Genomic DNA, 26062 nt, shown 5'->3' with positions numbered 1-26062 from the left:
GCGGCTGTGGGCACTGGCGCCCCTCTTCACCGTCCCGACGATTGCGGAACGGGGGTCAGGGTTCTGTGCGGCCTTCGAGCGCCAGGGGAGCGGTGGTGCCATTGAGGACTTGTTCAATCGGGAGGGTGGCGGCGCCGAGGGCGACGGCATCCGGGCCGAACTGACCGAGTTCGATCGACGTCTGGGTGAAGGGATGCCCGAGCGAATGCTCTCTGGCCGCGTCGTAGATGGCCGGGAGCATTCTGTCTCCCAGAAGCAGCCCCGCCCAGCCGCCGAGGATGATGCGCTCGGGGTTGAGCAAATTGATCAGGCTGGCGATGCCCGCACCCAGATAACGAGCGGTGGCGTTCAGCACTTCAGCCGCGGCGGGCGAACTCGGGGCGGCGTCGAGCAGCGCACCGAGTTGCTCCTCCTGGTCTTTGCCGGGGAGCGGGTGTCCGTATCGATCGAGTATTGCTTCGGCGCCGACGTAGGCTTCGAGGCAGCCACGTGCTCCACAGCGGCATCGTCGCCCACCGACAACGACTGTTGTGTGTCCCCATTCCCCCGCGCTGGACGTATAGCCCCTGTAGGTGGTCCCATCGGAAATGATACTCGCGCCGAGCCCGGAACCGATGAGGGCGATCACGGCGTGCTGGGTTCGCTGCCCGGCCCCGAACCAGAGTTCCGCCTGTCCCATCGTCTTGGCGCCGTTGTCGATGTACAAGGGAAGGTGCGTGCCGGATTGCAGCAATTGTTGCAGGGGCACTGCATCCCAGCCGTAGGTTTGCGCATGGACGAGAACTTCGGTCCCTTGTTCGACCACCCCGGGTACGCCAATGCCGACGCCGACGACCTCACTTGCGCTGATGCCGGCTTGGGCGATCACCCCGTCAAGCCCGGCGAGGATGCGCTCGACGACCACGTCCGTGCCGTGATCTCTGGGGTTCAACGGAAACTCGGCCTTGGCGCGTTCCACCATCATCAGGTCGAACAACTCGACGCGGATGCGCGTTTCGCCGACGTCCACACCGATGACGTGGCCGTAGGACGGGTCGACCCGCAGCAGGGCGCGAGGGCGCCCACCGTCGGAGTCTTGGGAACCCGCCTCGACCACGATGCCTTCCTCGATCAGGTCACGGGTGACGTTGCTGATGGAGGCGGGACTCAGGCCGGTTGCCCGGCTGAGTTCCTGTCGGGTGCGTGGCTGATCGAAGTAGAGCGACCACAGGACCACGGACCGGTTGTCCCGGCGCAGGTCGCGAACGGTCGACCGCCTTCGCCGCATCGCCGCCTCCTCGTTTAGTTCTTATTACAAGAACAAAAGCATACTCGGAGTGGTCTCGCGTTCGACGGCCGGTGCCCGGCCATGGCGCGAGGCCGGAGAGACGAGGTGTCCGGGCCCGGCTCCCAGCCACAGGTCTCCTGAGGCTGGGAGCCGAGAGGGGCGATGAGCGCGGCGCTTCGGCCAGACTCCGCGCGAGGTCAGGCCACCCGGCGGTTGCGGTTGCGGTGTCGGCGGATGATGTCGGCGTAGCGGTGGCCGCTCCCCTTGATAGTGCGCTTCTGAGTCGCGTAGTCGACGTGGACGAGCCCGAAGCGGGCCTCGTAGCCGTATGCCCATTCGAAATTGTCGAGCAGGGACCAGGCGAAGTAGCCGGCCAGCGGGACGCCCTGCACAACGGCGCGGGCGCAGGCCGCCAGATGCTCGCGCAGGTAGCGTTCGCGCTCAGGGTCGGCGACCTGTCCGTCGGGCCCGACTGCGTCGGCCCAGGCCGAGCCGTTCTCGGTGACGTAGACTTCGCCGGGGCCATAGTCGTCGGTCGCGCGCAGGAGGGTCCGTTCAAGCCCTTCGGCACGGATCTCCCAGCCGAGCATCGTCTGCCGTGTCCCAGGCCGGCCGGTCAATTTGGTGTAGGGGGCTGGGCCGTCGGGAGCGTCGGCGACCACAGTGGGGTTGTAGTAGTTGATGCCCAGCCAGTCGGTGGGTGTCGCGATGGTCTCCAAGTCGCCCGGGTGCTCGGGCAGGTCCACGCCATAGACCTCGATCATGTCCTGCGGGAAGCCGAGTCCGTGGATGGGATCGAGCCACCAGCGGTTGGCGTGTCCGTCGAAGCGACGTGCCGCGTGTACGTCGGCGTCGCTGTCGCTGGCCGGTTCGGCCGGATTGAGCAGGTTGACGATGCCGACGCGGGAGCCTGCCGCGACCGCGCGGATCGCCTGGGTCGCCAATCCGTGGCCCAGCAACAGGTGGTAGGACGCGGGTACGGCCACGGCCGTGTCCGTCAGACCGGGGGCGTGCCGGCCCTCGAGATGCCCGATCCAGGCGGCGCACATCGGCTCGTTCAATGTGGCCCAATGGGTGACCCGGTCGCCGAGGGCCGCGGCGACGTACTCGGCGTACGCCGCGAAATGCTCGGCCGTCCGCCGGTCCGCCCAGCCGCCGTGATCCTGGAGGACCTGCGGCAAGTCCCAGTGGTAGAGGGTCGGGTAGGGGGTGATCCCGGCCTCCAGCAGGGCGTCGACAAGACGGTCGTAGAACGCCAGCCCGGCCGGATTCGGCGTATCCCGTCCGTCGGGGACGACACGGGGCCAGGCGATGGAGAAGCGGTAGGCGTCGACGCCGAGCCGCTTCATGATCTCCACGTCCTCTTGCCAGCGATGGTAGTGGTCGCAGGCCACATCGCCGTTGTCGCCGCCATCGATCCGGCCGGGAGTGTGGGAAAAGGTGTCCCAGATGGACGGGGACCGCCCGTCCTCGGTGATCGCGCCCTCGATCTGGTACGCGGAAGTGGCCACGCCCCAGGTGAAGTCGGCGGGCAGGGCATCGAGCTCGTTCATGAAATGCCTTTCTGGGATCACTTGACGGCGCCGGCGGTGAGGCCGGTGATGAGGTAGCGCTGGAGGAGCAGGAACCCGGCGACCACGGGAACGCTCACGACCAGAGAGGCGGCCATGACCTGGTTCCAATAGGTGTCGTTCTGGGTGGAGTAGCCCTGAAGGCCGATCGAGAGGGTGCGCGTGGTGTCGTTGGTCATGACCGAGGCGAACAGCACCTCGCCCCACGCGGTCATGAACGCGTAGATGGCGACCGCGACGATGCCGGGAACCGCAGCCGGGATGACGATCCGGAAGAGCGCGCCCAGCGCCCCACAGCCATCCACGAGGGCGGCTTCGTCCAGGCCCTTGGGGATGGAATCGAAGTAGCCGACGAGCATCCAGATCGAAAACGGCAAGGAGAAAGTCAGGTAGGTGAGGATGAGGCCGGTGCGTGAGCCGTACAGCACGATCCCGGTCGTATTGCCGATGTTCACGAAAATCAGAAACAGCGGCAGCAGGAACAGGATGCCGGGGAACATCTGGGTCGACAGCACCGTGACCGTGAAGAGCCGCCTGCCCCGGAACCGGTAGCGGCTGACGGCGTACGCGGCGAACACCGCGACCACCACCGAGAGAATGGTCGCGGCGCCGGACACGATCATGGAGTTCAGGAAGTAGCGGCCGAGCGGGACTGTCCGCCAGATGTCGAGGTAGGGGCGGATGGTGAGGCCGCTTGGAATCCACCGCCACTTGCCCGATACGTCCTGCAACGGCTTGAGCGAGCTGGACAGCATGACGTACACCGGCAGTGCGGTGAACAACGTGAGCAGCGCCAGGACGATGCATCGGGTCAGAACGAACGACCGCGGTGGCGCCAGCGGAGACCGGGTGGCGCGGACCGGACCGTGGCGGGCTCTCCGGCGCGAGGCCGGACTGCCGGAGGAACTCGGCCTGCCGGGTCGGTGAGCGGCGTTGCTAGCCAAGGCTCCTCCTGGCACGTGACGTCAGCGGCAGATAGATCGCCGTCACCAGGAGCAGGAACAGCAGCAGCAGGACCGACATCGCCGAGCCGGTGCCGAAGTTCCAGGTGACGAACGACGACTGGTAGATGTGCACCGAGACCAGATCGCCCGCCTCGGGTGCCGACTTGCCGAACAGCACGTACGGCACGTTGAAATCGTTGAAGGTCCAGAGGAACAGCACCAGCACCAGCACCTGGTTGACCGCCCGCAGTGACGGCAGCGTGATCAACCGGATCTGCTGCCAGATTCCGGCGCCGTCGATCGAGGACGCCTCGTACAGTTCCGCCGGGATGTTCTGCAGCCCCGCGGTCAGGATCAGGAACGCGAACGGCCAGGTTCGCCACACCGAAACCGTCAGCAGCGCGACGAAGCTGTTGTTCCCGATGAGCCAGAACGGCCGACTCGCCGTCAGCCCGAGCTGGTCATGGATCACATGGTTCACCAGCCCGTTGTCGTGCTGGAACATGAACGCCCACACGATCACCGTCGCGTATACCGGCAGTGCGTACGGGGTAAGGAACAGTGCGCGGAGGGCGCCACGGCCGCGGAAGCGGTCCTGCATCACGATCGCCGCGGTCGTCCCTATCAGCCAGGACAGCCCCACGGCCAGCACGGTGAACGCGCAGGTGACGGCGAAGGAGCGCAACAATGACTCCCCGACGGGGGCGTTGAAGTCCACGGCGAGGTGGTAGTTGTTCAGCGCGGTCCACGGTGCGCGGCCCCAGTCGCGGATGTAGAACTGGGTCAGCTCCTTGAAGCTCATCACGATCCCGACGACCATCGGCACGAGATGGATGAGCAGTTCCAGTAAGAGCGCGGGCAGCAGCAGCAGGTACGGCACCCCGGCATTGCGGACCCGGCGGCGAAGCCGACCCGGGCGCCGCCTGCGGTCCCGTCCCGCGGCGGCATGCCCGCCGCCGCGGGACGCCCGATGGAGTGAGGTGCTCGTCGTCACGGGCGAGGTCCTCACTTGGGCATCTGCTGCTGCGCCTCGACCAGGCGCTTGCGGACCGAGTCGGCGGTGATCGGGTGGCCGGCCGCGGCATCGGCGAACAGCTTCTTCATCGCCGTGCCGACCAGTTCCTCGAACTGCGACTCGTTGGGGACCTGGGGGAGCGGCGCGGCGCTCTCACTGAGCGTCTTACGCAGAACGGCCAGCTCCGGCGAGGAGAAGGTGGGGTCGTTCAGGACCGTTTTGACCGGCGGAAGGGATCCGTAGGCGGTATTGAGCGTCTTCTGCTCCTGGTCGCCGGTCATGAACTTCACGAACTTCAACGCGCCGTCCAGGTTGTCGGTGTCCTTGAACACCGCCATATTGATGCCGGCGACCATGGAGTCGACGTTGGTGCCGGGCCCGGGGACGCCTGACTGCACCGGAACGGGCGCGACCCCGTAGTCGCCCGGCTTCATTCCGCGTGCCTGCAGCGCCTGCCCAGCGGCCTGCCAGAGCAGCATCGCGGCTTTGCCAGTGGCCAGGTCCCGCACGGACTCGTTCTGGACGTACTCGGCGTCGCCGGGTGCGGCGATCTTGTCGTTGCCCATGAAGCCGACGTACTGCAGGACGCCCGCGACCGTCTGGGGAGTGGCGAAGGTCGGCTTGCCGGCGGCGTCGAAGAACTCGCCGCCGTGCTGCTTGGCGAACACGAACGCGTGGTGGGCGTTCTCGGCGTTGTTGGCGCCCTCGACCGCCAGGCCGTAACGACCGCCCCCGGTGAGCTTCTGGGCGGTCGCCACCAGTTCCGTCCAGGTGGCGGGAGGCTTGGTGATGCCGGCCTCCTTGAACCGCTTCTTGTTGTAGTAGAGCCCGTACGCCAGGGAGTAGAGCGGGACGGCGGCCGGGGGCTTGCCCTGGGCTCCGGTGGAGGCGAGCGCGGACGGCAGGAACCGGTCCTTGCCTCCGACCTTGGCGAAGGTGCCGTCGTCGAACGGAAGCAGCGCGCCGGTCGCCTGGAGGGAGGCCGACCAGGTGTTGCCGATGTTGAGCACGTCCGGGCCCTGGCCGGAGGTGGCGGCGCCCAGGATGCGCTTGAGCAGGTCGGTCCAGGGGACGACCTCCCACTTCACTTTGATCCCGGTCTGCTGCTCGAACTTGCGGATCTCCGGCTCGAGGACCTTCTTGTCGACCGAGAGGTCGGCGCCCTGGTTGCTCGCCCAGTAGGTGAGCGTCTTCGGGTCGCTGTTGCCGCCGCCGGAGCCGCCGCCGCAGCCGGCGAGGACCCCGAGGGCGACTGCGGTGACAGCCGCGGTTGCGGTCGTACGTAGCTTGGACACGATCGTGGCCTCTCTATGGGGGGACGGCCGACCTCTGGGCACAAGAGGTTTAGGCCATGATTTAAGACGTGTTACAAGGTCTGGTCAACCCCTGCCGCCATGAACGACGGGTTCGGCCGACGTTTCGGCGCTGAAGTGCTGGTGGGCGCGACCAGTTGGTCTGACCCCCTTCCCGCGTGCCGTGCCGGCCCCGTACAGCACGAGCGCCGCCCGATATCGCCCTCTGCGGGCGGCGGGGCGGCGCTCGTGGCATCGCGACCGGATGTCTCAGGGGTAGGAGACCACCGTGGACGGCTTGGTCGCGGTGCCGGAGGTCGCGGCGCCGGTGTCGTTGATGACGTGCTCGTACTGGCCGTTGCCCCCGAGCGACACCACCAGCAGGTCGTGGAACTTCACACCCGGGGTTTCCGGGGCGGCGAAGCCATGGTCCTGGCGGATGGTCGGGTCCGTGCTGTAGTTGCAGTAGGAACCCAGCCCCCAGCCCTCGTGGTCGGTCACGGTGCCGTCGACCTTGTAGGCGGCATAGCCTCTGACGTCGCCGTCCTGGACCGCGGCCTGGTTCGGCGCGTCGTAGGCCTTCTCGTTCTGGAAGAAGATCGTGCGTCCGCGCTCACCGGACCATCGCACGTCGTACTTGTTGAAGTGCTCCACGAACAAGCCGGTCATCAGGACGTCGTCGCCGTTGACCTGAACGCCGTAGTCGGCCCGGTTGGTCTCCCAGCCGACGCCCGCGCCATGGTCGGCGCGCCATACCCACGTGTGGTCGACGATGGTGTGCCGGGCGTTGATCACCATGCTGGTGGTGGCGAGGCCCGGGCCGGCGCCGCCGATCCGGATGAACACGTCCTGCACGGTGATCGGATCGGCCGAGTGGTCCGCGGCAGCGCCCTGCGGACCGACTTCCAGCAGCGTGGGCGAGTTGACGGTGCCGGCGTCGATGAGGAAGCCGGCCAGGCGTACCCCGCTGACGTCGCCGACCTTCAGTGCGCTCACTCCGCCGTCCGGGACGAGCGTGGCATAGCCGAGGCCGAGCACCACCGCGCCCGCGCGATCGACCTGGATCGGGGCGTCCAGATGGTAGATGCCCGGGGTCAGAAGAAGATCGAGCCCCTGCGCGAGCGCGGCGTTGAGGGTGGCCGCGCTGACGCCGGGTTGGGCGACGTAGAACTGGGTGAGTGGCACGGACGTGCCGCGCGGAGTACCGCTGCCCCAGGTCGTGCCTCGTGCGGCGGTCCTCTTTTCGGGGAGGAACACCTTGTAGTCGGCGCCGTCGACGTACAGGAACGGCTTCTCGCGCGAGACGGGTGTGGTGTCCAGCGTGGTGTAGGGCGGGTCGGGGAAGCTCTGCGCGGGCGCGCCCTCGACGCCGGAGAACACCATGTTCCAGACGCCGTTGACCCATCCGCCGACCGAACTGTCACGCGTGTACCACTGTTGCTGCGAGTACGGGCCCACACTGCCGTCGATCTTGCTGTCGGCGATGTAGCCGCCGCTGGCCCAGCCGTAGCCGTTGGGAGCGAGGTTGAGATTGCCGCGCACGTGCATGCGGCGGAACGGCGCGGCCTGAGCGACGGCCCACCGATCGGTGCCGTTCACCGGCACGAGCGCGAGGTTCTCCGCCGAACGCCAGAAATTCTGCGTGGCGTTGCCGTTGAACCAGCCCGCATCGACTGTGACGTCGCCGTTGATGGTGGTGTCGTCGGGGGACAGGCCCAGCCCGGCGATCGAGGTGTAGAAGCCGATCTGGGCGTTGAGCCCGCTGTAGGTTCCGGGTTTGAACAGCAGCGCGTAGCGGCCGGTGCCGAACTGAGCCGATTCCTGCTGCTTGAAGATCTCGTCGAGCTTGTTCTGGATGCCGGCGCTGTCCGGGCCGAACACGATGACGTTGGGGCCGAGGTCGCCACCGCCGGCCAGGCGGCGGCGGGCTTGCGCGGGGGACGCCGAGGCGCGCGCCGAAGCCGGTGCGGACATCGACACGAGCCCCGTCGCGGCGGCCGCCGATGCGGCGATCCCGCCGAGAACGCTACGGCGTGAGAGAGGGGTGGGCATTGCGGTTCTCCTGGTTCAGGTAACTGAACGATGGAATCCTGAGGGAGCGCTCTCCTGACTCGAGATGGTTCATCCAAGTGGCGGACGCGTCAAGGGCCGTACGTGGGCTGATTGGGCGACTTCGTTCTCCTCGCCGCTGTCCAGGACTCGAGAATCAGCAGCCCATAGCAGCAACTACCTGGGAGCGCCTCTGGTGGGGGATGTCTGCGAGGGTGCCAGCCGTGGGCTGGTGCCGGAAAGGGAGATGCTCGCCTCCTATTGACATGGTTCAGTGCGAGAGGAACACTCCCAGCGGGAGAGCGCTCTCCCATCTCGCAAGTGTCGGCGTTCTGCGGGGTCGTCTGTGACGCGGCGTCGTTTCACAATGCCGTGTCCCCGCAACCTCCCCGCCACTGTCCGCACTGACGTGACAGGAGGTCTCCATGCTGCGGAGATCGAAATTCATCCCCATAGCCCGCCTGCTCGTGTCCGGCACGCTGGTTCTGACCTCGATCGGCTTGGGCGTGCACGCCCTCAGCGCCAATGCCGCGACCGTGCCCATGAACGCCCAGATGGCGCCGCATCACGGGCAGGTGATGCGTCAGGTGCACGCCATGCCGGCGTCAACGGCCTCCTCACCCGACGACCCTGACGGCGACGGCTACATTCCCGTGAATCCGCCGGTCACGGGCGTCACACCCTCCACCCAGGACCCGCCCCACCGCTACTTCCACGAGTTCCAGGCCAACTGCTCGGTGAGTCACACCAGGCCCGACGACCCCATCGTCTTCCCGCAGCAGCCCGGCAAATCCCATGATCACACGTTCATGGGCAACACCACCACCGACGCCTACAGCACAACGGCGTCGCTCGACGCGGGCACCACGACCTGCAAGGCCCCCGGGGACAAGTCCGGCTACTGGATGCCCACCCTGTTCAACGGCGACACACCGGTGCTTCCGGTCGGCCCGCAGACGATCTACTACAAGGCCGGCGTCACCGACTACACCAGCGTCCGGCCCTTCCCCAAAGGCCTCCGGTTCGTCGTGGGCAGTCCCATGCAGACGGCCGACGAATTCCGCAACAGCCCCGGTTTCGTCGAAGGCTGGGAATGCGGCAACAGCTACTTCAACGTCGCCTTCCCCACCGACTGCCCCAGCACCGCAGACGTCCAGCTCAACATCCGCTTCCAGGCCCCCAGTTGCTGGGACGGAAAATACCTGGACACGCCGGACCACAAGAGCCACATGGCCTACCCCCAGGTCAAGCCCGGTACCAACGACAACGTCTGCCCGGCTGACCATCCGGTCGCGCTGCCGATGATCGAGTTCAAAATGGCGTTCCCGGTCAACGGAGACCTCGCCCGGCTACGGCTGGCCAGTGGACCGAGCTACTCCTTCCACTACGACTTCTTCAACGCATGGGACGACGCGACGCTCAAGGCGCTGGTCGACCACTGCATCGTCGGGGGCCTGCAGTGCGACGCCCGCGGCTACGACCAGACCCACCCGGAGGCGGGTGCGGCGCTCGACGAGAACTACGAGCTGCCCCGACCGTCCGCAACCTAAAGCCGAATCGCTGCTCACCTCCATCACTCCCACCCCGTAGGAGGTATCCGCATGAACACGCTTCGCACGCACCGCCCGTCATCCGGGCGCGTGGCCGCCTCGCTCGCCGCGGGCCTGCTCGCCGCGGGGATGATCGCGCTCCCCGCCCAGCAGGCCAAGGCTGCCGGCGACGTCGTGAAAGTGACCGGTTCACAGGGCGACTGGCAGCTCTCGGTGAACGGCTCCCCGTACGAGATCAAGGGCCTGACCTGGGGGCCGTCCATCGCGGACGCCGACAAGTACATGCCCGATCTGCAGTCCATGGGCGTCAACACGATCCGCACGTGGGGCACCGACGCCACCAGCAAGCCCCTCTTCGACTCGGCGGCCGCTCACGGCATCAAGGTCATCGCCGGCTTCTGGCTGCAGCCCGGCGGCGGCCCAGGCAGCGGCGGCTGCGTCAACTACGTCACCGACACCGCCTACAAGAACCAGATGCTCGAGGAATTCCCCAAGTGGGTCCAGACCTACAAGGACAACCCGGGCGTGCTGATGTGGGACGTCGGCAACGAGTCGGTGCTCGGCCTGCAGAACTGCTACAGCGGGGACGAACTGGAGAAACAGCGCGACGCCTACACCTCCTTCGTCGACGACATCGCCAAGGAGATCCACTCCATCGACCCCGACCACCCCGTCACCTCCACCGACGCATGGGTCGGCGCCTGGCCCTACTTCAAGAAGAACGCCCCCGACCTCGACCTGTACGCCGTCAACGCCTACCGGGCGGTGTGCGATGTCAAGGCCGCCTGGGAACAAGGGGGCTACACCAAGCCGTACATCGTCACCGAAACAGGGCCGGCCGGCGAGTGGGAGGTGCCCAACGACGCCAACGGCATCCCCGACGAGCCCACCGATCAGGGCAAAGCCGACGGGTACACCAAGGCATGGGGCTGTATCACCGGCCATAAGGGCGTCGCGCTCGGCGCCACGATGTTCCACTACGGCACCGAGAACGACTTCGGCGGCATCTGGTTCAACCTCCGGCCCGCCGATCTCAAGCGGCTGTCGTACTACGCCGTGAAGAAGGCCTACGGCGGCGACACCTCCCACGACAACACCCCGCCCGTCATCTCGGCGATGAGCATCGACGGCGACGCCTCCATGGTCCCCGCCGGCGGCGACCTCACCCTCACCACCAAGGTCACCGACCCCGACGGGGACGCCCTGTCCTACCAGGTCCTGGGCAACAGCATGTACGTCGACAAGGGCAAGGACCTGACGCCGCTGCAGTCCACCGACGAAGGCTCCGGCCATTTCAAGGTCACCGCCCCGGACAAGACCGGTGCCTGGAAGATCTACCTCAAGGTCACCGACGGCAATGGCAACATGGGCATCGAGAGCCGCTCCGTGCGTGTGGTGGCGCCCCCCGTCGATGGCACCGACATCGCCCTGGGCAAGACCGCCACGGCCTCCTCCTACCAGACCGGCGGTGGTGACTGCCCCTGCACCGCCGCCGGCGCCGTCGACGGCAATTCCCAGACCCGCTGGGCCAGTGACTGGAGCGATCCGCAGTGGCTCCAGGTCGACCTCGGCTCCATCCAATCGTTCCGGCACATCCAGCTCAACTGGGAGACCTCCTACGCCAAGGCCTACACCATCCAGACCTCCGACGACGGAACGAACTGGCAGACCATCCACCAGGTGACCGACGGCAACGGCGGCATTGACGACTTCGATGTCAACGGCAGCGGCCGCTACGTCCGCATAAATGGCACCGCCCGCGGCACCGCGTACGGCTACTCCCTCTACGAGTTCGGTATTTACAACTGAGACACACGCTTGCCCCAGCCCATGTCGTTGGGAATACGGACTGGCCATGGGTGACGGGCTGACGAGCCGCTGCGGTTCGGGCGATCCCCGGACCGCAGCGGCCGCCCCTGCCAGCGCACGAGCTCCGCAAGCGCGTGCCAGCCCCCCGGCCCCTCGGCAAGAGCACCGACCCCATGGAATCCCAGTAGTTAGGGAAAGAGCGCTCCCGCTGGAGAATGGCAGCACCCTAATCGCGAGTTGTAGGGGGTCGCGGGAGAAAGCAACCCTGCGCCCGTCGGGGTTCCGGCTCCGAGGCACCATGCTCACGCCGGGAGAACGGTCGATTCGACATGCCTCGAGAAACTCGCTCGTGAGAACCTTCGCGAGGTGGGCAGCGGGTTAACCTGCCCCTTGCCCGGCTCACAGTGGACTCGCCATCCGCGCGCTTGAGCATCGAAGAGCCGAAGACCTCTTGGAGAACGCTCTCCCAGCCTGCTATAAAGCCATCATGAGCAACGGGGGCCGGAGCGCACAGGGGACGCCCACCTTGGAAGATGTCGCTCGGGTGGCCGGCGTGTCACGGGCCACGGTCTCGCGAGTGGTCAACGGGATACGCAATGTCAGCCCCGAGATTCAGGAGGCCGTCTGGAAGGCCGTGGCCACCACGGGGTATGCGCCCAACCGAGCAGCCCGCTCGCTGGTGACGCGGCGCACCGGCACAGTGGCTTTGATCATCTCCGGAGTCGGTGAAGAAGAGAGCCGAGAGGAGCCTGCGCCCGCGCTGTTCGAGGACCCCTTCTTCGGGCGCGTGGTCGCAGGAGCATTGGGTTCCTTGCGGTCTCGGGGCAGCCAACTGGTCCTCATGCTGGCCGACAGCCCGGGAGCTCGTTCCGAGGTGGTGGCGCGTCTGCGAGAGGGCAGTTGCGACGGAGCGCTGGTCGTGTCCATGCGAGGCAGTGATCCGCTGCCGCGAATGCTGGTCGACGCCGGGCAGCCCACCGTCTTGTTCGCCAAACCGACACAGCCGGTTCGCACCAGCTATGTCGACTGCGCGCACCGCGACGGGGCGAAACTGGCAGCCGATCACCTGGTGTCACGGGGGCGGACAAGAATCGCCGCCATCGCCGGCCCTCTCGATGTTCCTGCTGCGCAGGAACGCCTGGTCGGCTTTCAGGAGGCGCTGGTTCGGCACGACCTTCCATGCGTCGGCTTCGTTGAGAGTGATTTCACCCAAGCCGGCGGCCAGGCGGCGATGGAGAGGCTGCTACGCGAATGCCCGGATGTGGACGGCGTCTTCGCCGCCAATGACCTGATGGCCCACGGTGCGGTGCTGGTGCTGCGCGACCATGGCCGCCGGGTGCCGGAGGACGTGGCCGTGGTCGGTTACGACGACAGCAGTGCGGCGCTGGCCGGCCGGCCGCAGCTCACCACCGTCCGCCAGCCCGTGGAGGAAATGGTGGGGGAGATGGTCGACCTGCTGCTCAACCAGCTCGAGCGACCCTCCGGCCGGGTGACCTCCGTCGTCTTCGATCCGACCCTCGTGGTGCGACAGTCCTCTTGAGCGGGGTCCTTAGCGGCTCCGCTCGCGGTCCCCGCCTTCCGTGCCTGCACCGTACCCTGCGAATGCGCACCGTTGTCCGGCTCGGCGAGATCGGCGGTGCGAAAATCCGTTGCGCCGTGGGGAAAGTGATGCCGGTTGAGATCGACGGTTGGGACAACCGTACTTACCGTCTTGGCCAAGAGATGTCGGTGCGCCTTCCGACCGCAGCGCACTACGCTCCGGCGATCGAGAAGGAGCATCGATGGCTGCCTATTCTCGCGCCAAAGTTGCCGGTTGTGATTCCGGCGCCGCTGGTCAAGGGATCCCCGGGGCACGGCTACCCGTTCAGCTGGTCGATTCGCCGTTGGGTAAAAGGACAAATTGCGGCGCTCGACCGCATCGAAGACTTGTCCGAGTTCGCGGTGTCGGTCGCAGGATTCATTCTCGCCCTGCAGGACGTTGATGCAACGGACGGACCGGCGGCGGGTGCCCACAGCTTCTATCGGGGCACGTCGCCAGCTTATTATGACGAGGAGACCCGCCGCTGCATCGCCAGGCTGAAGGGGCGTATCGTCACAGACCGGGTGTCGGCGATGTGGGACGCCGCTTTGGCGTCGGCCTGGACGGAACGGCCGGTGTGGTTCCACGGCGATCTCGCCAGTGGAAATCTGCTGGTTCGGGACGGAAGGCTGGCTGCGGTCATCGATTTTGGGACATCGGGGGTCGGTGATCCTGCGTGTGATCTGGTGATCTCCTGGACGATGTTCTTCGGCGACAGTCGCGTGGCATTTCGTAGCGCTGTCGGTCAGGATCGCGACATCTGGGCGGGAGCCCGCGGATGGGCGCTATGGAAGGCGTTGATCGGCTTGGTCGAAGATATCGACAGGGACAGGAAGCGAACTGCGGTCAACCTCCGCGTGATCGATGAAATCTTGGCGGACCGCGATCACGGTAGTTGATCCCCGGCCGGTTCGCGCGTCTGGGTCGCTGTCCTGGCCTTTGGCGCGGCCTCAGAACGGTTGGAAAAAATTGATAGCGTCGGCAATGGTAAGCCGATTTGATGATCACCGCACCGGGCATCGCCTTGAACTCGGTGCCGGTGGGGACGGCTTGTATGGCGTCGCGGACGGCCGGTGATCTCGACGAGTTGGTAGTCGGAGGAGAGTTCGTCGTCCGTTGCGTCACCGGTGACCATACGTTGTCGATCTTCCGGCACCATCAAGCCGCGGCGTCCGGAACGAGGTGCCGGCACCGGGGGGTCGCCTGGAGACCGCCCACCGCGCGGTGCGTGGCGGGCGGTCGTGGGACGGGCGTCCAACTCGGGATGCTGCCGCGCGGGTCGTGGTCAGCCGTTGGGGACGGTGTCGGTGAAGTGGGTGCCGTTGGCGTAGTAGCCGTTGACGGCCGTGGTGACCTGGCCGGGGGTGAGGGTGCCGGCGTTGAAGTAGACCCAGTTGACCTTTTCATTCCAGGTTCGTGCGCCGGTGAAGGGTAGGTCGATGAACCATTCGTTGAAGTCGATGGTCATCTTTTCGCGGGGGTAGTACTTGCCGGTGGTGCTGAAGTAGGGCTGGCCGTCGACGTAGTAGGTGACGGTTCCGGCGTTGACAGTCATCTGGAGCGTGTGCCATCCCTGCAGGCTGTTGATGACGTTGTGGGTCTGCCGGTCCATGGCGTCGGCGCTGTACCAAGTGGTGGTGTAGAGGGTCGGGCCGGGCGCGCCCCAGCCACCGTTGGGCAGGTACTCGTTGTCCAGCTCGCTGTAGAGGGAGTCGTCGGGGGTGATGGTGTAGAAAGTCTGGTTGACGTGGTCGCCGTCCTGCCCAGTGGTAGGCGCGTCATTGAAGTAGACGCGGGCGGCGTAGGTGCCTTCGAAGAACTTACGCTGGCTGGTGTCGATCTCGGCCTGGGTGGTGCCGGCCATGGTGCCGTCGGTGGTGGCCTGAAGTTGCATGACCTTCCCGCCTTGGGCGGTGGAGTCGGCCGGGAAGCTGATCGCGTTGGCCGACCAGGTGCCCGCGATGCCGGGTCCACCGCCGCCCGTGCGCACGCTCCACCCGTGGGCGGCCAGCCCGGAGTCGCTCGGACCGGCGTAGGAGAAGTCGTCGAACAGGGCTTGGCCGCTGGGCGGCGAGGTGGGCGGTGGGGAGGTCGGTGGACTGGCGCCGGTGGGGTCGGTGCCCCATACGAGTGCGCCATCGTCATAGGCGGTGACGTGGTCGTTGGCGGTGTACGCGGTGTCGGCGCCGTTGAAGGAGTAGTCGTTGGACTGGTCGACGTTCTGCCAGTCGCTGCGGTAGAGCCGCAGTTGCAGGTCACCGGTATCGGCACCGGGCGCGAGGGTGCCCGCGCCGGCGGCGAAGCCGATCTGCAGGTAATGGTCGGCGGTGGAGGCGGGGTTGCTGATCGCCGCGACGGACGCGCTGAGGTTGGCGCAACCGGGCCGAGCCCAGGCGCAGGCGAAGGTGTAGGGGACCGGGGCGTCGGCGGTGAAGTAGTAGCGCACCTTGATGGCGCTGAGCGGGATCGGTGCGGTGGAGGTGTTGACGATCTCCAGCCACGGCTCGATCTCACCGGCGCTGCCGCTGGTCTGGCCGGTCTTGTATCGCACCGTGATCGGGGGTGCGGCGTCGGCGTGTGCGGCCCGCACCGCCGGGTAGGCGGCGGCCGCGGCGAGGGCGAGCGTGAGGGCGGACCCCCCGGCCGTCAGGCCGCGGCCCAGCGGGCTCCGCAGGGAGCCGCGCAGCGAACTTCGGAGCGGGTTGCCTAGCGACATCTTCTCTCCTCAGAAGACGGTCCCCCGAACCAATATCTGACCACTGGTCAACTGAAGTGCAGCCAAATGACAAGGTGGATGCTGTCCTTCTCGTTGTCAAGGCCCCAAAAATAGGCGAGCGGTGAGGCCTTGCCTTACCAGTGGTCAAGTGAGAAGGTCTGCGCAACGCCACAGGGGCTTCGTGGGTCGAACGACCCGGGAGGATCTATGAAGGTGCATCACCTCGCCGTGCCGCTGGCCGCGCTCGCCATCACCGCCACCGCGTGCGGCGGCGGATCGGACGCGCAGGACAAGCCGTCCGCCGACCGGACGCTGACCGTCTGGCTGATGGACGGCGATCTGACCGACACGACGGTCGCCGCCATCAACAAGGCGTTCACCCAGGCCACCGGCGCCAGGGTGAACGTGCAGATCCAGCAGTGGGATGACATCAACACCAAGATCACCACGGCGCTGGCGCAGAGCGATCCGCCGGACGTGCTCGACCTCGGCAACACCGATGTGCCGCTGTTCGCGGCCAACGGCGGGCTGAGCGACCTCACCCGGCACCGAGCCGAGTTGTCGGGTGGGCAGACGTGGCTGCCGGGGCTGGTCGGCCCCGCGACGGTGGATGGCAAGACGTACGCGGCGCCCCTGTTCGCCGGCAACCGGGCGGTCATCTACAACAAGGACATCTGGGCCAAGGCCGGGGTGACCCGGCCGCCCGCGACGCTCACCGAGTTCGCCGCCGACCTCGACAAGATCAAGAAGGCGCACGGGGACGGTGCCGCGGACTTCTCCGCCCTCTACCTGCCCGGCCGCGAATGGCATTCGGCGGTCCAGTTCGTCTGGGACGCCGGTGGGCAGTTGGCCTCCCAATCCGGGGGACGCTGGCAGGGCGCGCTGGAGTCGGCGCAGGCACAGCGCGGCCTGCAGGCGTGGAAGAACTTCCAGAACAGCTACTCGGTGCCGGCCTCCCGCAACGTCGACAACGTGACGCCCGATCAGCGGGCCCTGTTCGGGCAGGGCAGGGCCGCCGCGATCGTCGACACCTCCATCTCCCAGATCGTCAAGGCGCACCCGACGATGAAGAACCGGATCGGCACCTTCCCGTTCCCCAGCGCGACACCGGGCAAGTCCCAGCCCGTGTTCCTGGGCGGTTCGGACCTGGCCATCGCCGCCAAGAGCCGCAACCAGGCGCTCGCGCTGGCCTGGCTCAAGGCCGCCACCAGCCCGGGCATCCAGAAGAACGACATCGTCGGGGTGGACGGCTGGACCCCGATCTCCACCCAGCTGATCGACCAGACCCGCGGCGGCCTCGCGCCCACCGCCGCCGCGTTCCTCACCGCGGCAGCGAACAGCGTCGCGACGCCCGCCACCCCCGGCTGGGCGACCGTGGAGACCGACAAGTCGATCAACGGGTTCTTCGCCGACATCGCCACCGGCCGCACGTCCACCGCCGAGGCGGCCAGGAGCTTCGACGGCCACCTCGACCAGGCCCTGAACACCTCAGGCCAATGACGACGTCCACCCGTCCACCGGTCATCGGGATCGCCCCCGGCCAGGCCGCCGGGACAAGGCGTGCCCGGCGGCGCTGGGCACGCCGGGCATTCCCCTACGGGCTGGTGGCACCCGCCGCGGTCCTGTTCTCCGCCGTGCTGGGATACCCGCTGGTCCGCCTGGTGGTCATCTCCGGCCAGGACTACGGGCTGCGCGCGCTGTTCTCCGGCCACAGTGGCTGGATCGGATGGGCCAACTACCGGGCCGTGCTGACCGACGGGCAACTGTGGCCGGTACTGGCGCGGACCGTGCTGCTGTGCGCCACGCTGGTGGCGGGGACGCTGGTCATCGGCCTGGGCGTCGCGGTGATGATGACGCGGCTCGGCCGCCGCATGCGCACCACCGTGGCGCTGTGCCTCATCACCGCATGGGCCATGCCGACCGTCGCGGCGACCCTGGTCTGGCAGTGGCTGTTCCAGCCGATGTACGGGGTGGCGAACTGGTCCCTGACCGCCACCGGATTGTTCGGGGACCTGCACCAGTACGACTGGACGGCCAGGTCATGGTCGGCGCTGCTGGTGGTGTGGCTGCTGGTGGTCTGGCAGGCGGTGCCCTTCGTGGCGTTGACGCTGTACGCGGGGCTCAGCCAGATCCCGCGCGAGTACTACGAGGCGGCCGCGATCGACGGCGCCGGCCCGGTCAGCGCGTTCCGGGCGATCACCCTGCCGTTCCTGCGGCCGATCCTGCTGCTGGTGACGATCATGTCGATCATCTGGGACTTCAACGTCTTCACCCAGATCTGGATCCTCACCCACGGCGGCCCCGGCACCGCCACCACGACGATCGTCGTCTGGGGCTTCGCCAAGGCCTTCAGCGCCAACGCCTTCGGCCGCGGCGCGGCGATCGCCGTCATCGCCGTCGTGCTGCTCATAGGCCTGACCATCCGCCACCTGACCCGGCTGGTCAGGCTCGGGGAGGAGACTTCGTGACCACCGCCGTCCGCCCCCGCCGGGTGCTGCTCAACGGCATCGCGACCCTGTTCTGCCTGATCTGGGCGTTCCCGGTCTACTGGATGGTCAACACCGCCTTCAAACCCGCCGCCGACATCCAGTCCTCGACTCCGAAGTTCCTGCCCTATCCGCTCACCCTGCACAACTTCGCCGACGCGGTCACCAGACCCCATTTCCTCGACTACCTGCGCAACAGCCTGATCGTTGCCGCCTCGGTCGTCGCGATCTCCATCTCCGTGGCTTTCCTGGCCGCGGTCGCGCTCACCCGGTTCCGCTTCCCCGGACGCCGCGGATTCCTCATCACCATCCTGCTGGCCCAGATGGTGCCGCAGCCCGCCCTGGTGATCCCGATCTTCCTCGGCCTGCAGAGCCTGAACATGCTCAACAGTCTCATCGGCCTGACCCTGACCTACGTGGCGTTCGTCCTGCCGTTCACCACCTGGACGCTACGCGGCTTCCTGCACGGCATCCCTCCGGAGCTCGAAGAGGCCGCCATGGTCGACGGCGCCGGACGGGCCACCGTCATCCGCCGCATCCTGCTGCCCCTGGTCATGCCCGGCATCATCGCCACCAGCGTCTTCGCACTGATCACCGCCTGGAACGACTACATCTTCGCCTACGTGATCATGAAGGACCAGACCCGCTACACCCTGCCCGTCTGGCTGGCTTCCTTCCACACCAGTGGCGGCACCGACTACGGCGGCCTCATCGCCGGCTCGACGCTGTTCGCGCTCCCGGTCGTGATCTTTTTCATGATCCTGCAGAGACGCCTGGTGGCCGGCATGACCTCCGGCGCCGTCAAAGGCTGACCGCGCCACCCCCAGCGCACTCGCCGTCCGTGCTGCCTGCGTAAAGGACCCACGTGATCATCCCTCGTCCCGCACAGCTCACCCGCGAACCCGGCTGGTTCTTCATCCCGCCGGAACTGCACTTGACCGCCGGCCCCGGCGCCGAACAGTCCGCAGAGCTCCTCTCCGGATACCTCGGCGGATCCCGGCCGCGCACCGGGACCGGGCCGCGCATCCACCTGGAACTCCTCCCGGCACCGGGCCGCGAGGACCGGTCGCCCGGCGGCTACGACCTCAGCATCGCCCCCGACCAGGTCACACTCACCGCGACCGGCGTCGACGGACTGCGCAACGGCGTCCAGACCCTGAGACAACTGCTGCCGTCCACCGCACTGGCGGCGCGGGACGCAGGCGCGCGCACCGCAGGGCCGCCGGGCGACTGGCGGTGGCCCTGCCTGCACATCCACGATCAACCCCGGTTGCCATGGCGCGGAGTGATGCTGGACGTGGCCCGCCACTTCATGCCTGTGGAATTCCTCCATGAGTTCATCGACCAACTCGCGCTCCACCACCTGAACGTCCTGCACCTGCACCTGACCGACGACCAGGGATGGCGCATCGAGATCGAGGAACTGCCCGAGCTCACCCGCGTCGGCGCCTGGCGCGGCGAGTCCATGATCGGGCGGTCCGGCAGCACCCGCTTCGACGGCACCCCCCACGGCGGCTACTACACCCGTGGCCAACTCCGCCGCCTCGTCGCCCACGCCGCCGAACGCGGCGTGACGATCATGCCCGAAATCGAGATGCCCGGCCACGCGCAGGCGGCCCTGGCCGCCTACCCGCACCTGGGCAACCACCCCGACGCGCGCCTCCCGGTCTGGACGAGCTGGGGGATCAACGAAAACATCTTCGGCGTGCACGACGCGGCACTGGACTTCTGCCGCCGGGTGCTGGACGCCACAATGGAGATCTTCCCGTCACAGCACATTCACATCGGCGGCGAGGAGTGCCCCACCGTCCAATGGGAGCACAACCACGACGCGGTGAAACGCGCCGCGCAGCTAGGGCTGGACGACGTCTCCAGCCTGCACGGATGGTTCCTCACCGAGATGCGCGACTTCCTGGCCGCCCGCGGCCGCACCGCGGTCTGCTGGGACGAGACCGGCGAACTCACCGACCGACTGCCCGAAGACATGGTGCTGACCGCATGGCGCGACCCCGGCCACGGAGCCCTCGCTCTGGGACGAAAACATCAGGTCATCATGGCTCCGCACCGCTGGACCTACCTCGACTACCGGCAGAGCACCGCCGCCCACGAACCACCCGGGCACCCCGACCTGATCACCACCCTCGCCGACGTCTACGCCTACGACCCCCTGGCCGGCGGTCTACCGGCTGCCCGCGCCGGCAACGGGCACCGTCCCAGCGTGCTGGGGGCCCAAGCGCAGATCTGGACCGAGTTCGCCCCGACCTCCGACCACGTCCTGCACCTCGCCTACCCACGCCTGTGCGCCTTCGCCGAAGTCGTCTGGACCAACGGCCCCCACGACCTCGACGACTTCCGTACGCGCCTCGCCCCTCACCTGCAACGACTACAGGCACTCGGGGCGATACCCCGGCCGCGCACCTGGTGGCCGGACACTCCCGCGTCCGGACGCACTGAGACGATGAACCCGTGAGCCCCGCCGACCGCAGCGCACGAAAGCCCGCCACCGCCAAACGCGACCTGGTCATGCGGCACCTACTCGACATCATCGACGACGCCGGCCCCGGCACCGGGCTGCCCTCCGAACGGCAGCTCGCGGCGGACCTGGGCGTCTCCCGGCCCACCGTGCGCGCCGCCATCGAAGAACTGACCCGCACCGGCCTGCTGACCCGCCACTACGGCCGCGGCACCTTCACCAGCCCCCACAAGGTCACCCAGGAACTCGCCGCCAACGCCACCAACGCGCTGGGCGTCCCCCCGGCCGAAGGCAAGTGGACCAGCCACGTCGTCGAATTCACCACCGCCCCCGCCGGACCCACCCGCGCGACGCGGCTCCACGTCGCCGCCGACGCCCCCATACTGCGGATCGTCCGGGTCCGGTTCGTCGACGACGAACCCATCGCCATCGAACACCTCCAACTCCCCGCCGACCTGCTGCCCGGCCTGCAGCCCCACGACATGGAAGCCGGCAACTTCTACCACCTGCTCCGCGACCGCTACGGCATCCTGGTCACCGACGCGATACAGACCATCGAGCCGACCGTCACCAATCCCGACCAAGCCGACCTGCTCGACGTCCCCGTCTACACCCCCGCCCTCAGCATCGAACGCACCACCAAAGACGCCACCGGTCGCATCGTCGAACACGTCCGCTCCATCTACCGCGGAGACCGCTACCGCATCACCTCCAAACTCCGCTTCGACGCCACCTCCGGCTGACGGTGCGATCTTGGTGCTGTGCTCAGGCGGCACCCGGCAGATCCGCTCCACCCCCGAACGACCTTGTGGAACGCGTCGATGACCGCGGTCAGTTTCTGTCTCTGGCCGGTCGCGCGCGGCCGATCCCTTGGTCGCGGCTCCTGGACGGGCGCCAGCGTCGGTCTCGGCCCGACGCACCCAGCCGCGCGCCGTCTCGGACTGTGCGGACCGCGCGCCCGCACAGCTCAGGGGATAGGGGAACCGACGTGCCGTGATTCGATCGGCTCAGGAGAACGAGCCCTCACCCGGCCGGGGCGCTTCGTCCAGGCCCCTGCACCAGGCGAACTGACCTGGCCCCAGGAGTGCCGTTGCGCCCGGACCGATAACCAAACTGATCTAAAACTTGCAATTATGGTCAAATGTGGTCCAGGCTGGAGATCGCTGCTCTCGGGGGTCGATCAACGCCCAAGGAGTGTGTATGAGCCGATCGCCTGACTCTCCCTCGCCAGTCTCCGCTTAAGGTTTTCGCCGTCGTGTCCGCTGCGAGCTCTGCTGTCTCGACCAGGCGGTGTGGCGAGCCATAGGTGTGAGCCTGCATGCGCCGGTGCGACTGACCCCTCGGTGGCCTCCCTGGCGCCGATCCGGAGGTGTCGGTCAGAGATCGGCAACCGCTGTGCCTATCTCGTCCTTGTTCCTCTTCGTCTCTTGCTGCCCATCATGGGAGCGCTTCCATGCCGTGCCCTCGCCTGCGCTTCTGCGTGCGGCCATCCGACGGCCCACGCCGCAGCCCTCGCCGTACGGCCTCACGAAAGGTAACTCGATGGTCAGACACCATCGCCGACCCTCCTGGCTCTGGCGCTGCCTGCTCGCCGTCGTCGCCGCCGCGTCGCTGGTCGCCGTCGCCGCTCCGCCGCAGAGCGCTGCGGCGGCGCCGGCCAACACGTTCCGCAATCCGCTGAGCCCGGCCCCGGACCCGTTCATCACCCAGTACAAGGGGCGCTACTACGCCGTCGAAGTGGCCGGTGACAACACGATCCGGATGCGCGACGCCGACAGCCTCGGCCGGTTGCTGGCGGCGCCGGCCAACGTCATCTGGACCGAGAACGACCCCAGTCGCAACCACGACATCTGGGCACCGGCCTTCGCCGACCTCAACGACCACTGGTACGTCTACTGGACCGGTGACGACGGAGACATCTTCAAGCACCACATGCAGGTGCTGGAGTCCGACGGGCTGGTCTCCCAGGGCGCGCGCCCCACAGGCCCGTACCACTACAAGGCGCAGCTCAACGATCCCAGCAGCAGCTACTTCGGGATCGACGGCGTGCCGTTCACGCACAACGGATCGCTGTACTTCGTCTGGGCGTCGGGCCACTGCTGCGGCTTCGACCGGCTGCGGATCGCCCCGATGGCCAACCCGTGGACCCTGACCGGAGCGAGCTATGAGATGCCGGTCGACCTGTGCGACACCGTCGCCGAGGCGCCGGCGACGATCCACCGCAACGGCCGCACCTTCCTCACCTACTCCGTATGCGACACCGGCAAGCCGGACTATCAGATCAAGATGCTGTCCATCGCCGACGGCGACGACCCGATGAACAGCGGGAGCTGGCGCAACCACGGCACCGTATTCGCCAGCAATCCCGACGCCGGTGTCTGGAGCGTGGGGAGCAACGGCTTCTTCACCTCGCCGGACGGCACCGAGGACTGGATCGTCTACCAGGCCAAGAACACCGGCGCCAGCGGCGACAACACCTACGCCGGTCGCGACACCCGGGCCCAGCGGTTCACCTGGAACGCCGATGGCACCCCCAACTTCGGCGCGCCCGTAGCCAAGGGCGCTGATCTGGCACTGCCCTCCGGCGACCCCGGCCCCGCACCCAAGGTCATCAACGACACCGACATCGGTGGTGGCGCGCCGACCGGCCCGATCCGGGGGCCGGGGGACGCCGGCAAGTGCATCGACGTCAGCGGGGACGACACCGCCGCCACCGGAGCAGCGGTGCAGTTGTGGGACTGCCAGGGCTCCCGGGACCAGCAGTGGACCCTCATGGGCGACGGCACGATCCGGTCCATGGGCAAGTGCATGGACGTCGAGGGCTACGGCACCGCCAACTTCAGCAAGATCCATCTGTGGGACTGCCACGGCGGCACGAACCAGATCTGGCAGGCCCAGTCCAACGGGTCGCTGAAGAACCCGGCGTCTGGACGCTGCCTCGACCTCAACGCCGGCAACACCGCCAACGGGACGCAACTGCAGATCTACGACTGCAACAACCAGTGGCCGCAGAGCTGGCACCTGCCCGCCGGCGGCGGCACCGGCTCGGTGCGGTACTCCGGGAACTGGAGCGCGGGCACCTCGTGCGGGGTCCAGTGCTACCGGGGGAACGACCACTACACCGATCAAAGCGGGGCCGCCGCCACGATCACCTTCACCGGCACCAAGATCGCGTTGCTCGGCGTGCGCGACGTCGGCAACGGCATCGCCGCCCTGTCGATCGACAACGGGCCCGAGGTCACCGTCGACTACTACGGCCCGGTCCGCGACGGCGAGCGGGTCCTGTGGGTCAGCCCGCAACTCGGCGCGGGCACGCATGTCCTGCGGATCCGCAACACCGGTACCAAGAGCTCGGCGTCGCAAGCCACCTACATCGGCTTCGACCGCGCCGAGGTCTACTGAGCCCCTTCCAGCACGCCGTGCAGGCACGACCGACCGCCGGCCGACGCCTGCACGGCGTCCGACCGGCGAAAGGACTCCGGATGTTCACTCCCACCCCGCCCGGGCGCCCGCACGGCCCCGGTTCCCGCCCCCGCGCCCGGTCAGGGCTGCGGCGAATCGCCGGCTGCCTAACCGTCGCCCTGCCGATGGCAGCGTTCCCCCCGGTCAGCGCCTTGGCCGCCGAGGCGGCCGGGCCGATCCGCGGACCGGGCAGCGCGGGCCGGTGCATCGACGTCGCCGGCGACGACACCGGAGCCACCGGCGCGCCCGTCCAGATCTGGAACTGCCTGGGCGTGGCGGACCAGTCCTGGACCGTGGCGGGCGACGGCACCATCCGCACCATGGGCAAGTGCATGGACGTCGAGGGCTACGGCACCGCGAACGGAAGCAAGGTCCACCTGTGGGACTGCCACGGCGGAGGCAACCAGATCTGGCGGCCGCAGCCGGGCGGTGTCCTGCTCAACCCGGCCTCGGGCCGCTGTCTGGACCTGCCCTCGGGAAACCTGACCAACGGCGTCCAGCTGCAGCTGTGGGACTGCAACGGCCAGTGGCCCCAGTCGTGGCAGTTGCCCACCGTCGGCGGGCAGTTCGGCAACACCACCATCCATCCCGACAAGCTCGGCCTCTACGCCATTCCCGACCTGTCCTACGGCGATGCCGGCCGGACCCTGGCCTCGCTGCGACGCCTGCACGACCTGCTGCCCAGCGCATGGATCCGCTGGGACAACGAGACCGGCCACTATCGCAACACGCCCGGCGCGGTCGAAGGCTTCATCGCCCAGGCCAACCAGGCCGGCATCCCGATGATCATTGCTGCCTGCTGCACCGACGGCTACGACAACTGGTGGGCGCGAGGCGGCAGCCAGCCGGTCGTGTCGATCGGACAGATCGCCGACGGCCCCTACCTGGCCTTCGCCGACCGCACGCGCCGCACGTACCCCAACGTCCGATACATCGAGACCATCAACGAAGCCGACACCGCCTGGTTCGTGGCCGACCCCGACGACGTGCCCGCCTGGAACCACTACATGGACCGGCTCTACGCCGCCGTGGGCAACGACACCAGCGTCCTGATGGGCCCGGCGACGGCCTTCCGCACCTCGCAGATCTGGCAGAACACCGTCGGCCGCCCGCAGATCCAGCAGGCGTCCTACCACACCTACGGCGGCTGGCGGTCGCTCACCGACGTGGGCGGCAAGGCCGGCACGTGGGTCACCGAGTACGGAGACGACAACGTCTCCGACGAGGTGGAGCGCTCGCCCGGCCACGTTCTCGCCGACCTGTGGAACGCCGAGCGCAACGGCAAACTGTCCGGCGCCATCAGGCAGCTCTTCTACGTCGACCTCCAGCACATGATCAACGCCGGCCAGAACGAAGGCGACCACTACGGCTTCTCCGGTCAGCTGCGCGCCCTGACCGCCTACCAGGCTCTGGGCAACGTGTCCACCAACGCCTACCTCGACCCGGCGCACCCCGACCTGGCGGCGGGCGACAACGGCCAAGGCCGATTCGCCGCCCTGCTGTGGAACGACAGCGGCAGCGCCCTCACCGGGCAGACCCGCACGGTCCCGAACACCAGCCTCACCGCGGGAGCGCCGCTCAACGTCCTGACCGTCTTCGACCGGGCCACCGGCGCCGCGGAATGCGCCCCCATCGGTGCCCAGGACCGGGTGAGCGCGACCACGACGGGCACCTCGGTCACCCTCGACGTCCGCAACCTCGATCCCAGAGCCGCGGTCCTGGTCACCACCGACTCGTGCACCGGCCTGACCGGTTGATCGAGCTTCCGCGGCATCGCGGGCGGCGTCCGATTCCGGACTGTTCGGTTGACCGGCTTCGGCGGGCCGCCAACGGCCATTCACGACGGCCT

Annotated in this window: 18 protein-coding genes; 11 read left to right on the top strand and 7 right to left on the bottom strand. The window is 67.8% G+C overall.

The window, feature by feature from the left end; translation table 11 throughout:
* Nucleotides 1-55 precede the first annotated feature (55 nt).
* From QP089_RS29935 to QP089_RS29910, 6 genes are all read right to left on the bottom strand, one after another.
* Nucleotides 56-1267: an ROK family transcriptional regulator gene (locus QP089_RS29935; RefSeq protein WP_285915969.1), complete on the bottom strand. Its 1212-nt coding sequence runs from the start codon at nt 1265-1267 to the stop codon at nt 56-58.
* 197 nt (nt 1268-1464) lie between these two features.
* Nucleotides 1465-2820, bottom strand: coding sequence for a GH1 family beta-glucosidase (locus tag QP089_RS29930; RefSeq protein WP_285915967.1), 1356 nt, complete (start codon nt 2818-2820; stop codon nt 1465-1467).
* 17 nt (nt 2821-2837) lie between these two features.
* On the bottom strand, nt 2838-3620 hold the full coding sequence (locus tag QP089_RS29925; protein ID WP_285915966.1) for a carbohydrate ABC transporter permease: 783 nt from the start codon (nt 3618-3620) through the stop codon (nt 2838-2840).
* A gap of 154 nt (nt 3621-3774) precedes the next feature.
* The gene (locus tag QP089_RS29920; protein WP_285915965.1) at nt 3775-4776 is read right to left on the bottom strand and encodes a carbohydrate ABC transporter permease; all 1002 of its coding nucleotides are present in this window, start codon (nt 4774-4776) and stop codon (nt 3775-3777) included.
* Between the two features lie 11 nt (nt 4777-4787).
* Nucleotides 4788-6092 carry an ABC transporter substrate-binding protein gene (locus QP089_RS29915; protein WP_285915963.1) on the bottom strand — a complete coding sequence of 435 codons (1305 nt, stop codon included), beginning with the start codon at nt 6090-6092 and terminating at the stop codon, nt 4788-4790.
* Nucleotides 6093-6359: 267 nt separating this feature from the next.
* A complete protein-coding gene (locus QP089_RS29910; protein WP_285915961.1) occupies nt 6360-8141 on the bottom strand; it encodes a pectate lyase-like domain-containing protein in 1782 nt (593 codons plus the stop codon).
* Between the two features lie 422 nt (nt 8142-8563).
* Here QP089_RS29910 and QP089_RS29905 point away from each other — a divergent pair, with 422 nt between their 5' ends.
* The 4 genes from QP089_RS29905 (at nt 8564) to QP089_RS29890 (ending at nt 13975) form a co-directional block, all read left to right on the top strand.
* Nucleotides 8564-9688 (top strand): DUF1996 domain-containing protein, encoded by a 1125-nt coding sequence (locus tag QP089_RS29905; RefSeq protein WP_285915960.1) that lies wholly within the window; start codon nt 8564-8566, stop codon nt 9686-9688.
* A gap of 51 nt (nt 9689-9739) precedes the next feature.
* Complete coding sequence (locus tag QP089_RS29900; RefSeq protein WP_285915959.1) at nt 9740-11497, top strand: discoidin domain-containing protein; 1758 nt, start codon at nt 9740-9742, stop codon at nt 11495-11497.
* Between the two features lie 487 nt (nt 11498-11984).
* A complete protein-coding gene (locus tag QP089_RS29895) occupies nt 11985-13037 on the top strand; it encodes a LacI family DNA-binding transcriptional regulator (protein WP_285915958.1) in 1053 nt (350 codons plus the stop codon).
* 62 nt (nt 13038-13099) lie between these two features.
* Complete coding sequence (locus QP089_RS29890; RefSeq protein ID WP_285915957.1) at nt 13100-13975, top strand: aminoglycoside phosphotransferase family protein; 876 nt, start codon at nt 13100-13102, stop codon at nt 13973-13975.
* Nucleotides 13976-14361: 386 nt separating this feature from the next.
* On the opposite strand, the gene QP089_RS29885 is transcribed toward QP089_RS29890, so the two are convergent.
* Nucleotides 14362-15792, bottom strand: coding sequence for a cellulose binding domain-containing protein (locus tag QP089_RS29885; RefSeq protein WP_285915956.1), 1431 nt, complete (start codon nt 15790-15792; stop codon nt 14362-14364).
* Nucleotides 15793-15999: 207 nt separating this feature from the next.
* On the opposite strand from QP089_RS29885, the gene QP089_RS29880 reads away from it, so the two are divergent.
* From QP089_RS29880 to QP089_RS29850, 7 genes are all read left to right on the top strand, one after another.
* Entirely contained in the window at nt 16000-17292 is a 1293-nt protein-coding gene (locus QP089_RS29880; RefSeq protein WP_285915954.1) for an extracellular solute-binding protein, read from the top strand.
* Nucleotides 17289-18260 carry a carbohydrate ABC transporter permease gene (locus tag QP089_RS29875; RefSeq protein WP_285915952.1) on the top strand — a complete coding sequence of 324 codons (972 nt, stop codon included), beginning with the start codon at nt 17289-17291 and terminating at the stop codon, nt 18258-18260. Before QP089_RS29880 ends, QP089_RS29875 begins: the two co-directional genes overlap by 4 nt.
* Complete coding sequence (locus tag QP089_RS29870; RefSeq protein WP_285915951.1) at nt 18257-19090, top strand: carbohydrate ABC transporter permease; 834 nt, start codon at nt 18257-18259, stop codon at nt 19088-19090. The genes QP089_RS29875 and QP089_RS29870 overlap by 4 nt, the downstream gene beginning before the upstream one ends.
* 53 nt (nt 19091-19143) lie before the next feature.
* The gene (locus tag QP089_RS29865) at nt 19144-20748 is read left to right on the top strand and encodes a beta-N-acetylhexosaminidase (RefSeq protein ID WP_285915950.1); all 1605 of its coding nucleotides are present in this window, start codon (nt 19144-19146) and stop codon (nt 20746-20748) included.
* A complete protein-coding gene (locus QP089_RS29860; RefSeq protein WP_285915948.1) occupies nt 20745-21494 on the top strand; it encodes a GntR family transcriptional regulator in 750 nt (249 codons plus the stop codon). The genes QP089_RS29865 and QP089_RS29860 overlap by 4 nt, the downstream gene beginning before the upstream one ends.
* A 799-nt stretch (nt 21495-22293) precedes the next feature.
* Nucleotides 22294-24153 carry a family 43 glycosylhydrolase gene (locus QP089_RS29855; RefSeq protein ID WP_285915946.1) on the top strand — a complete coding sequence of 620 codons (1860 nt, stop codon included), beginning with the start codon at nt 22294-22296 and terminating at the stop codon, nt 24151-24153.
* A gap of 185 nt (nt 24154-24338) precedes the next feature.
* Entirely contained in the window at nt 24339-25970 is a 1632-nt protein-coding gene (locus tag QP089_RS29850; RefSeq protein WP_285915944.1) for a ricin-type beta-trefoil lectin domain protein, read from the top strand.
* The last annotated feature ends 92 nt before the right edge of the window (nt 25971-26062 follow it).

Origin of the sequence: Actinomadura opuntiae (assembly GCF_030283205.1) — a bacterium.
Taxonomy (GTDB): domain Bacteria; phylum Actinomycetota; class Actinomycetes; order Streptosporangiales; family Streptosporangiaceae; genus Spirillospora.
This window is presented reverse-complemented; position numbering and strand designations above follow the sequence as displayed.